Origin of the sequence: Paraburkholderia sp., from assembly GCF_034668105.1 — a bacterium.
Lineage (GTDB): Bacteria > Pseudomonadota > Gammaproteobacteria > Burkholderiales > Burkholderiaceae > Paraburkholderia.
Map to the genome: position 1 here is coordinate 1 of NZ_JAXDPY010000711.1, position 10898 is coordinate 10898.

The following is a 10898-nucleotide window of genomic DNA, read 5'->3' on the forward strand; positions in this document are numbered from 1 at the left end:
CGGAATGGGCGCGCTCACAGCCGACATTGCGCGAGCAACTGCACGACGCGCTCCGCCTCTACCGGCTTGACGACCGCGATCGCGCCGTCGCGCGCTTCGTCATCGAGGCGCTCGACGACGACGGTTATCTGCGTCAGGACCTCGCCGATCTCGCGGATAGCGTCGATCTCGAACCCGAGTTGACCGAAGAAGAATTGCTCGTGGCGCTGCGCCTCGTGCAATCGCTCGACCGGCCGGGTCTGGGTGCGCGGTCGCTATCCGAGTGTCTGCTGCTGCAGGTGAACGCGTTGCCCGCGGACACGCCGGGGCGCGACGTCGCGCGGCAGATCGTCGAACATCATCTTGAACGTCTCGCGCGCCGCGAGCAGGCTGAGTTGCAAAAGCAGATCGGCTGCAGCGCCGAGGAACTGCGGGTGGCCTGCGCGCTGGTGCGCAAACTCGATCCGAAGCCGGGCAACAGCTACGGCCGTACCGAAGACAACTACGTGGTGCCGGACGTGATCGTGCGTCAGGTGCGCAACAAGTGGGTGGTGGCGATCAATCCGGCGGTGCAGCCGCGCGCGCGCATCCATCGCATGTATGCCGAGTTGTTCGCGCAATCGGCGGGTGCGAGCCGCTCGCCACTCGCGCAGCAGTTGCAGGAAGCACGCTGGCTGATCCGCAATGCGCAGCAGCGCTTCGATACGATTCAACGCGTGGCCGAGTGCATCGTCGCGCATCAGAAAGCGTTCTTCCAGTACGGCGAAATCGCGCTCAAGCCGATGGTGTTGCGCGATGTCGCCGAAGAACTCGGCCTGCATGAGTCCACTATCTCGCGGGCGACCGGCAACAAATATATGGCTACGCCGCGCGGCATTTTCGAGTTCAAACACTTCTTCCCGCGTGAACTCGGCACGGAAAGCGGCGGCACCTGTTCGGCCGCGGCCGTGCGCGCGCTGCTCAAGGAAATGATCGCCGCGGAGAATACGCGCGACCCGCTGTCCGATGTGACGCTCGCCAAAATGCTTGCCGATCAGGGCGTGCTGGTGGCGCGGCGCACGGTGGCGAAATACCGTCACCTGATGAAGGTGCCGCCGGCGGAACTGCGTCGGCAGATTTAAACGCAGCATTGTTTTTGCGGGCTCTCTCACGAGGGTCATTGCTCCAGCGCCACACGAGCTTCAAGGCTCGCGTGGCGCTTTTTCGTATCTGGACGTTTCGCGCACGCCCCATTACATTGGCGGCTCAAGTCGAAACGGGATGTGTTCCATGAAGTACTCGAATCTGGTCGAGCGTTTGCAAGGCAGGCGTACGTCGGCGTGGGAAATTCATCGCGTCGCTCAACAGGCGCTTGCGAGAGGCGAAGATGTGATCGTGCTGAGCGTGGGCGATCCCGACTTCGCGACGCCCGCGCCGATTGTCGAGCGTGCGGTCGAGGCCTTGCGCGGTGGCGATACGCATTACAGCGCGGTGTCCGGACGTGAACCGCTGCGTGCGGCGATTGCCGCGGAACACACGCGCGCCACCGGTCGCGCCGTGAACGCCGCCAACGTGATCCTGACGGCGGGCGCGCAGAACGGCGTGTTCGCAACCTCGTTGTGCCTGCTGCAAGCGGGCGACGAAGTGATCGTTCCGGAGCCCATGTATCTCACGTATGAGGCCTGCGTGCGCGCCGCGGGCGCCACGCTCGTGCCGGTGCCGGTCGATCCCGCGCGCGCTTTTCACCTCGATTGCGACGCGCTCGAAGCCGCCGTCACCCCACGCACCCAGGCCATTTTCTTCGCGACACCCTGCAATCCGACTGGCGTGGTGATGCCGCGCGCCGATCTCGAACGCATCGCGCGGATCGCTTGCGAGCACGACTTGTGGGTACTCTCCGACGAGGTCTATGCGGACCTCACCTTCGAGCGCGAGCACGTCAGCATTGCCGCGCTGCCCGGCATGGCGGAACGCACCGTGACGCTCGGCAGTCTGTCGAAGTCGCATGCCATGGCGGGGTGGCGGGTGGGCTGGGCGATCGGGCCTGGCATCCTGATCGAGCATATGGGGCGGCTCGCGCTGGCCATGCACTATGGCTTGCCGGGGTTCATCCAGCAGGCGGCATTGACGGCTTTGCAGAACAAGGCGCAGGTCGTCGCTGAGATGCGCGAGATTTACCGGCGCCGCCGTGAGGTGGTGTTCGAGCGCTTGCATCGTGTACCGGGCTTGCGCTGCCTGCTGCCCGAAGCGGGCATGTTCATGATGGTCGACGTCAGCGGCACGGGCCTCGATACGGTCGAGTTCACCTGGCAACTGTTTCGCGCGCAAGGCGTGTCGCTGCTCGACGCTAGTGCCTTCGGCGAGACGGCGAACGGTTTCGTGCGGCTCGGGTTCGTGGTCGACGAAGCCAGCCTGATCGACGCGTGCGAACGGATTGCCGCGTTTGTCGGCGGATTGCCGGTGCGAACGACAGTGTAGGCGGGCGAAAGCGGAGCTTTTGGATGAATGGCGGCCGGTTTTGGGTGAATGCGTCCGATGCTGGTGTCAAGAATCGCTCGCCGAGTTCGTCTTAACAGAACAACCGGCATATCGGCGCAGCACCGGGACGTCACTGCGGCGCAACACCCACGCCTATCGACTCGCAGCCGGAAACGACATGACTCTTCGCTTCTATCTTTCGTTGCGCCAATCGCTGGCGGCAGGATCCATCGCAGCCGCGCTGGTGGACCAGGCATTGGTTCGTCACATCTACGACACGTATTGCATGGTTGGCTCGAACACGGCATTCGTCGATCGAGCCGCGGCTCACTTCAGGGACTGCGTCGAAAACGATCGCGGAGAGTTTCGCCATCACACGGCGTTCGTCGAAGATCCGAAGCAGTCCATGGCGGCGGCCCTGGCGTTGGCCGAAACCGAAGAGCGGACGAAACGTGAATACGAGCAGGTGCTGCTGCCGCTTGTCTATGGGACGACGAGGCCAACCTTCGGCGAAGCCTTCGCGGTGTTCAAGTCGACGGCATTGAGACTTCTGGCGACGCTTTGACGGGCAGTGGCCCTCACGCTGCTTTCGCCAACTTATTTCCGCCAAACCCCTTCACGGATTTTGCTATCATCACTGTATAAACATACAGGTTCCGTGAAAGCGCCGTGGCGACAGATGCTCCATCAGACCTTCGCTCTGATGCCCTTTATTACCTGCAGAACTTCGAGCGTGCGCTGGCGTGGCTCGCCGAGCGTTACGACGATCTGCTGGACGCGCACGAACATGGCTTCCTGCGCGATTTCGCCGCTTTGCCGCAGAGCTCGCGTGCATTGCTGGTTCGCATGCTGATGCGCAAGGGCACACTGTTCCGCGCCAGCCGTCTTTCTTACGACGAAATCGGCTGCCCCTTGCAGGCGGCTGCGCCGCTGACCGCGCTCGGCTGGGTCGACGCCGAACCGGCTCTGACGCTCGACGAGCTGTTCGCGCTGACCACGCGTCCCGAGCTGCTGCTGATCTTTGCGGACGCCATCGCCTTGATCCCCGGCGCGAAGGGCTTGCGCAAAGCCGATCTGCTGGAAGCACTGCGACCGTTTTATGAAGAGGAAGGCCACCGCGAAGGCGAAGGCCACCGCGAATGCGAAGGCCACCGCGAATGCGAAGGCCACCGCGAAGACGAAGGCAAAGAACGAGGCGCCGCCACGTATTCCCTGTCCACATGGCACACCCAAACCTCCGATCGCGTCTTCCACGTCGCGATCGCACCGCTTTGCGAGCGTCTGCGTCTGATGTTCTTCGGCAATCTGCAGCAGGACTGGTCGGAGTTCGTGCTCGCCGATCTCGGCGTGTTCCAGTACGAAAAGGTTGCTTTCGCCGCATCGTCCCGCGCCTTCCAGCAACGCTTGGACGTCGACGTGTACCTTGCGTTGCATGCGTGCCGCGAAGCGCTCGAATGGCTGCCCACGGGCGAGCCGGAAGCCGAGGCGATCGACGAACTCGTCGCCGCGATCGCCGCGATCGAAACCTCGAACGCCTGGCTCGAAACGCGTCGCGCGAAACTGCTGTTTCGTCTCGGCCAGCATTGCGAGCGTCGGCAGAACTGGGCCGCCGCACTGGCTGTCTATGAGCGTTGCGCGTGGCCCGGCGCGCGCCATCGGCGCTTGCGTGTGCTGGAGCGCAGCGAGCGCCTCGCCGAAGCCTTCGCTCTCGCTTCGCAAGCCGCGGCCACGCCGGAAAGCGAAGAGGAAGCGCAGCGCGTCGCCCGCATGCTGCCTCGTTTGCAGCGCAAGCGTGGCGAGCGGGTCGCGCGCGTACCGGCCGCCCGGCCGGTCGAGCGCAGCACGCTGGTGCTGCCGAGGCCCGAGACGCCGCAACCCGTGGAATACATCGCCCGCGATCATCTGACGTGCGACTCGGCGCCGGTTCATTACGTCGAAAACGCGTTGATCAATTCGCTGTTCGGTTTGCTGTGCTGGGAGCCGGTGTTCGCGGCGCTGCCCGGCGCGTTTTTCCATCCGTTTCAGCGGGGTCCGGCCGATCTGCATGCACCGGATTTTCAGGCGCGTCGCGCCGGCCAATTCGCGGCGTGTCTCGCGCAACTCGACAGCGGCGCCTATCGCGAGTCGATTCTGCGGCATCTGCACAGCAAGGCGGGTCTGCAATCGCCGTTTGTATTTTGGGGCCTGCTGACGCCGGAACTGGTCGGACGGGCGCTCGATTGCCTGCCCGCCGCACATCTGAAACTCTGGTTCGAGCGCTTGCTGCGCGATATCCGTGGCAACCGTTCAGGCCTGCCGGACCTGATTCGTTTCTGGCCGGGCGAACGCCGCTATGAGTTGATCGAAGTGAAAGGCCCCGGCGACCGCTTGCAGGACAACCAGATCCGCTGGCTCGCCTACTGCGCGCAACACGGTATGCCCGTACGTGTGCTCGACGTGCGGTGGGCCGACGAGAACGTCGCGGCCTCCGGCGCGGTCGCGGAAGTCGAGACCGGCGAGGCGGCGGAAATCGCGGAAGTGGAGGCGACAGCGGTGCCGCACGGCGCTGCCGCCGCCGAAGTCAGCGCCGTGGTTCAGAACGAGGCCACCGCATGACCTACGTGGTCGCCGTGCGGGCGATGTGCGAATTCACCGCCAGGCGCGGCGATCTGGATCTGCGCTTCACGCCCGCGCCCACCTCGCTGGAAGGGATGGCCGGCCACGTCACGGTCGCCGGGCGGCGCGCCAGCGGGTATGAAACCGAGATCACGCTGAGCGGCACGCATCGTGGTTTGACGGTGCGTGGCCGCGCCGACGGTTACGACCCGGCGGCGAACCGGCTGGAAGAGATCAAGACCCATCGTGGCGCGCTCGAACGAATGCCCGCCAATCACCGCACGCTGCATTGGGCGCAGGCGCTGGTGTACGGTCATCTGCTGTGCCGTGCCCGCGGGCTCGCCGACTTGACGGTCGCGCTGGTGTACTTCGATATCGGTAGTCAGAAGGAAACGCTGCTGAGCGAAACGCACAGCGCGCGTGAGCTGGAGATTTTCTTCGTCGAACAATGCGAGCGCTTTCTCGATTGGGCCGTGCAGGAAGAGGCCCATCGGGCCGCGCGTAATGCCGCGCTCGGCGCGTTGCAGTTTCCGCATGGCCAGTTCCGTAGCGGTCAGCGCGAACTGGCGGTGTCGGTGTATCGCGCGGCGCGTGACGGCAAGCCGCTGATGGCGCAGGCGCCGACCGGCATCGGCAAGACGCTGGCGACGATTTTTCCGCTGCTCAAGGCGTGCGCGGCGGACCAGATCGACCGCGTATTCTTCCTCACCGCCAAGACGCCGGGCCGCGCGCTTGCCCTCGACGCGATCGAAACACTTCATCAAGGCACGGGCCAATCGGCCGCGCGCTTGCCGTTGAGAACGCTGGAACTGGTCGCGCGAGACAAAGCCTGCGAGCATCCCGACAAGGCCTGCAACGGCGAGTCCTGTCCGCTCGCGCGTGGCTTCTATGACCGGCTCGACGCGGCCCGCAGCGCGGCGTTGGCGGGGCCGAGACTCGACCGGGCGGCGGTGCGCGAAGCGGCCCTCGCGCACGCGCTCTGCCCGTACTATCTCGCACAGGAATTGGCGCGCTGGTCCGACGTGGTGGTCGGCGATTACAACTACTACTACGACGGCAGCGCGATGCTGTACGCGCTGACGCAGATCAATCAGTGGCGCGTCGGCGTATTGGTCGACGAGGCGCATAACCTGCTCGACCGGGCCCGGCGCATGTACAGCGCGTCGCTCGATCAGGCCGCATTCCGGCTCGCCCGCAAAAGCGCGCCCGCCACATTGAAGAAGCCGCTTGAACGGCTTCAGCGCGAGTGGAGCGCCGTCAGGCGCGCGCAGACCGACACGTATCAGGTCTATGCCGAGGTCCCCGGCAAACTGCTTTCGGCCGCGCAGAATCTGATCGCCGCGGTGACGGATCAACTCGCCGAAGCACCGCTTTCAATCGATGAAGCAGCGCTGCGGTTTTTCTTCGACGCCATGCATTTCGTCGCGCTGGCGGAGCAATTCGGCGAGCATTCGATTTTCGACATCACCCTCACCGCGGACCGTTACACGCCGCGCGACAAGACGAGTGCCACGCTGTGCGTGCGCAACGTGATCCCGGCCCCGTTCCTCGCGGGGCGCTACGCGGCCGCGCGCACCACGGTGATGTTTTCCGGCACGCTCAATCCGCATCATTTCTATCGCGACACGCTGGGTCTGCCCGAGCAGACCAGCTGGCTCGATGTCGAAGGGCCGTTCCGCGCCGAGCAATTGCAGGTGCGTGTGGCCGGCCATGTCTCTACGCGTTGGCGTGACCGCGAACGTTCGCTCGTGCCGATCGTCGATCTGATCGCAACGCAGTACGCAGCGCAGCCGGGCAACTATCTCGGCTTCCTGAGCAGCTTCGACTATCTGCAGCGAGTGGTGGCGTTGATGCGCGAGCGTCATCCGCAATTGCCGGTGTGGGCGCAGGAACCGGGCATGGACGAGGCGGCGCGCGATGCGTTCCTCGCGCGCTTTCGCACCATGAACCAGGGTGTGGGCTTCGCCGTGCTAGGCGGCGCGTTCTCGGAGGGCGTCGATCTGGTCGGGCAGCAGTTGATCGGCGCGTTTATCGCGACGCTCGGCCTGCCGCAGATCAACGACGTCAATGAGCAGATGCGACGCACCATGGAGGCGAAATTCGGCAACGGCTACGACTATATGTATCTGTATCCGGGGTTACAGAAAGTCGTGCAGGCCGCGGGCCGCGTGATTCGCACCGAGCAGGACCAGGGTGTGGTGCATCTGATCGACGACCGCTACCGGCGGCCGGAAGTGCGGCGGTTGCTGCCGCGCTGGTGGCAGGTGCAGTAAGTAAGCGCGACGGCAGATGCAGCAGGCAGATGCGACCGGCAGATGCAACTGGCGGATGCAGCAGGCGCCAGCAACAAGCCGACGCGTTGCCGCTCCCAAAGCCTGACTCTTTACCTCTCAGGTAATCGACCCGCCTACCGCTGCGGCGCTGATCGAAGGCGCTTCGCTAAACGTCTACGAAGGCGCCGGCCACGGCCTGTACTTCACTCATGCGGAGAGGTTGAACCAGGATTTGCTGGCGTTCCTGGGCCACCGGCCGGTTTAGGGTCGACGGGCAGTTGATCTTCCACCGGCGCGTCGGCTTTGTTGGCCGCCGGTTTTGCGGGAGGTTCGGCGTTTGCCTTGGCGGGAGGTTCGCTCTTCGCCTTTGCAAGAGGTTCGGCGTTTGCCTTGGCGGGAGGTTCGTTCTTCGCCTTTGCAAGAGGTTCATCCTTTGCCGTTGCTGGCGGTTCGCTCTTCGCCTTTGCGGAAGGTTCGTCCTGCGCCATTGCGGGAGGCGCGTCCTTCGCCATAGCAGGAGGCGCATCTTTCGCCAACGCCTTGAAGCCCTCATCCGGCGCGCCGTTCGAATCGACTTTGGCCGCTACGCTGTCGGGGTCCCACGTCAGCAATTGTCGCTGCGGGTTGGCGATTTCGATGCCGCGCGCGCTGAACTGGTCGACAATGCGCCGGTTGAATTCGCGCTGCACGCCCCAACGCGCGCTGTCGCGGCACTGGATCTGGCCGGCCAGCGTCACCGCGGAACCGTCCACCCCATCCACGCCCCAGAAGCTGAAGTCGGACAGAATGCCGTCCTTGAACTTCTCGTCCTCGCGCAGCGCGGCGCCGATTTCCTTCAGCGTGTCGATTGCCAGGTCGACATCCGCGCCGAACACGATGTTCACCTTTACCGCCGCATTGCCGAGTCCGCGATTGGTGTTGTTGACCGTTGTCACCGAACTGAACGGCACGGTGTACAGCGAGCCGTCGCCGCCGCGCAAGCGCACGGTACGGATCGACAGATATTCGACCGTGCCGGACACGCCCGCGAGCGTGACCCAGTCGCCGACCTGCATGGCGTTTTCCATCAGCAGGAACATGCCGGTGATGAAATCCTGCACCAGCTTTTGCGAGCCGAAGCCGAGCGCCACGCCGAAAATACTCGCGCCGGCCAGCAGCGGTCCGATGTTCACGCCGAGTTCGCTCAGGCCGGTGAGCACCACCACCAGAGCGATCACGCTGAAGAGCGCGCTGCGCAGCATCGGCAGCAGCGTGCGCAGGCGCGCGGCGCGCACCAGGTCGCCGCTGGTGGTCCAGCGCTCCAGCCGCCGTTCGACTGACACGTTGACGCCTTCCCACACCACCAGTGCGATCACGGCGGCGACGCCGATGGTGATGACCGCTGACGCCAGTCGATGGCCGACCGAACCGCTGCGGAACAGGTCGACCACGTCGACACCCCATACCTGCAACAGCGCGAGCGCGGTGACAATGCCGATGATCCACGCTACCACCCGCCGCAGCAGCGGGTAGTAGCGGTAGGCATGCTCATGCACGAGCGACTTTGCTGCGTCGTCCTGAGCATGGAAGAGCCGCGCCATCGCGCCGAATATCACGATCGAGGCGACCCGCGCGCCGACCAGGATCGCGAGCGTTATGCCGCCGAGATGCAGCAGGGTGTGATAGCCGTTCTGCACGTCGAGCGCCCAGACGAACCACAGCGCCATCACGATGAACACCGTGAACCACGCCCACGCGTCGGCGAGCGCATTGCCGAACATTTGCAGCGATTCGCGCGCGGCGAAACGCCTGCGGATCAATTCGCCGACCGGCGTCGCGCATTGCAGGATCAGGATCGAAATCATGATGTGGCCGGCGAGCGCGACGACCTTCATCAGCGCGAGGTGCGCGGCGTCGTTCAAACCGAGCGACTGCGCGATCTCCGCGATCGCGGAACCGGCGCCGACCACGGCGACGATCCGCACCATCCAGCGCTGCACGAAAAGCGCCCACGCATCGCTCATGCGTAACAGACGCAGGCGCGGCGCGCTCGGCTGCAGGAAAAAGCCGCTGACGATCACGATCACGCGGCACAGCACATAGATGTCGATCAGCGAATCGAGCGCGCGGTCTTGCGGCGTGCCGTCGTCGGTGAAGATCGACATCAGCGCGCTCGCCGCGCCGATGAATACCGCTAGCGGCAGCAGGCGCAGCACCAGCGTCAGCAGCGCGCGCGGCAGGCGCTGCAGGAGCGTCCAGTGATGCACGGCGCTCTGCTTGCCTTTGGCTTCGGTGGCTTTGCCGGTGGTCGGCGCGGCCGCGGGCGAGGACACACCGGGCTTCGCCGTCTGGCCCGTTGCATCGGACGAAGCGGGTGAAGCGGACGAAGCAGGTGAAGCAGGTGAAGCAGGTGAAGCGGCTAAAGCAGGCGACGCGGCTGAAGCGGGCGCGCCCGGAGCGACAGGAGAAACCGGCAGTGGCGGGGCGGCATTCGGCGCATCGGCCGGCTGCGGCAGGACGTCGACGGGCAGGTCGGCTTGCGGCGCGCTGTCTTCATTGCCCAGTTCACGGCGCGCGGCAAGAAACGCATAGACGCGGCGCAACAGGCGACGCGCGAGCCATTCGAGCACGAGCGCGGGCAGCAGTGCCGCCAACAGCGACAGCACGACATGAACGAGCACGCTACGCGCCTGCGGGTTGGTGAACTGCCAGTTCCACCAGGCGCGTACCGAAGCGACATCGAGCAACGCGGCGACCGAGCCGCGCAACGACACCCCCAGATGGACGGCCCAATGCGCGCCCTGACGGGCCAGTTGCGAGGCGAGGCCATTGGACTTGAACGCGGCAGGAACGAGCGCGGCGGCGCTGCTGGCCGCCGTGGGTGTCGACGCAGCCGTAGCCGCCGCAGTCGCCGAGGCGGGCGGCGCGCTGAGTGCGCCCGCTGCGGCGATCGCCTGCAGCGTGTCGCTGACTTGCGCGCGGCGTTTGGGGTCATTGAGGACGCTGAGGGCCTGGCGGGCCTGCTCCGGCGTCAGCGAGACCGCGGTGCCGGATGGCGTGGAGGCGGCGGGAGGATGCGCCGCGGCGGCAACCGCGGCGGCAAAGACCGGCGAGGCGCCAAGGATAAGCAGAACGAGAAAACAGACGTGGAGTATTTTGCGCATAGGGTGTAAAGCGGGGTACCAGGGGCGGACAGCGGTGCCGGAACGCGCGGATCGGTGCGGCGGTGTGACCCTGAACCGACACCGTTCTGGTCGTACAAGTTCCTTCCGCGACTTTCAGCGCTTGCACAAACGAGCGGTGAGCCGGCGCGAACTGTAACCGACTGTAACCCAGGGTAGCAGAAACCTTGCCCGGCAGACCACGCAGAGCTTGCCCGGCAGACCACGCAGAGCTTGCCCGGCAGACCACGCGAACCGGTCAGCACTTCTGCCGCTGCGCGCGGAATTCCGCCCGCGCTCCCTTACATCGCACCGATTGACGCGTCGAGCACGTTGCCCGGGGTTCTCCGGCCGGGAAGACCGCGCACATGACGCTAGCGCAAGCGGTGACGCGCTTTGAGGTACGCGCCTTTAGCGCGACGGCACGGCAGTTTTTCCGGTAGCCGCGCGGATC

Annotated in this window: 6 protein-coding genes; 5 read left to right on the top strand and 1 reads right to left on the bottom strand. The window is 65.2% G+C overall.

The genetic code is table 11. The features are described from left to right. The 5 genes from rpoN to QOC89_RS31375 form a co-directional block, all read left to right on the top strand. On the top strand, window positions 1-1100 hold a 1100-nt coding region (gene rpoN / locus QOC89_RS31355), incomplete at its 5' end, for an RNA polymerase factor sigma-54 (RefSeq protein WP_323048594.1). A gap of 148 nt (window positions 1101-1248) precedes the next feature. After that, a complete protein-coding gene (locus QOC89_RS31360; protein ID WP_323048595.1) occupies window positions 1249-2436 on the top strand; it encodes a pyridoxal phosphate-dependent aminotransferase in 1188 nt (395 codons plus the stop codon). A 19-nt stretch (window positions 2437-2455) separates the two neighbouring features. Beyond that, the gene (locus QOC89_RS31365; protein ID WP_323048596.1) at window positions 2456-3001 is read left to right on the top strand and encodes a hypothetical protein; all 546 of its coding nucleotides are present in this window, start codon (window positions 2456-2458) and stop codon (window positions 2999-3001) included. Between the two features lie 104 nt (window positions 3002-3105). Then, entirely contained in the window at window positions 3106-5031 is a 1926-nt protein-coding gene (locus QOC89_RS31370; protein WP_323048597.1) for a VRR-NUC domain-containing protein, read from the top strand. Then, on the top strand, window positions 5028-7304 hold the full coding sequence (locus QOC89_RS31375; RefSeq protein WP_323048598.1) for an ATP-dependent DNA helicase: 2277 nt from the start codon (window positions 5028-5030) through the stop codon (window positions 7302-7304). The genes QOC89_RS31370 and QOC89_RS31375 overlap by 4 nt, the downstream gene beginning before the upstream one ends. Before the next feature lie 203 nt (window positions 7305-7507). Here QOC89_RS31375 and QOC89_RS31385 read toward each other — a convergent pair whose 3' ends face one another. Continuing rightward, window positions 7508-10447 (bottom strand): mechanosensitive ion channel domain-containing protein, encoded by a 2940-nt coding sequence (locus QOC89_RS31385; RefSeq protein WP_323048599.1) that lies wholly within the window; start codon window positions 10445-10447, stop codon window positions 7508-7510. Window positions 10448-10898: the final 451 nt, after the last annotated feature.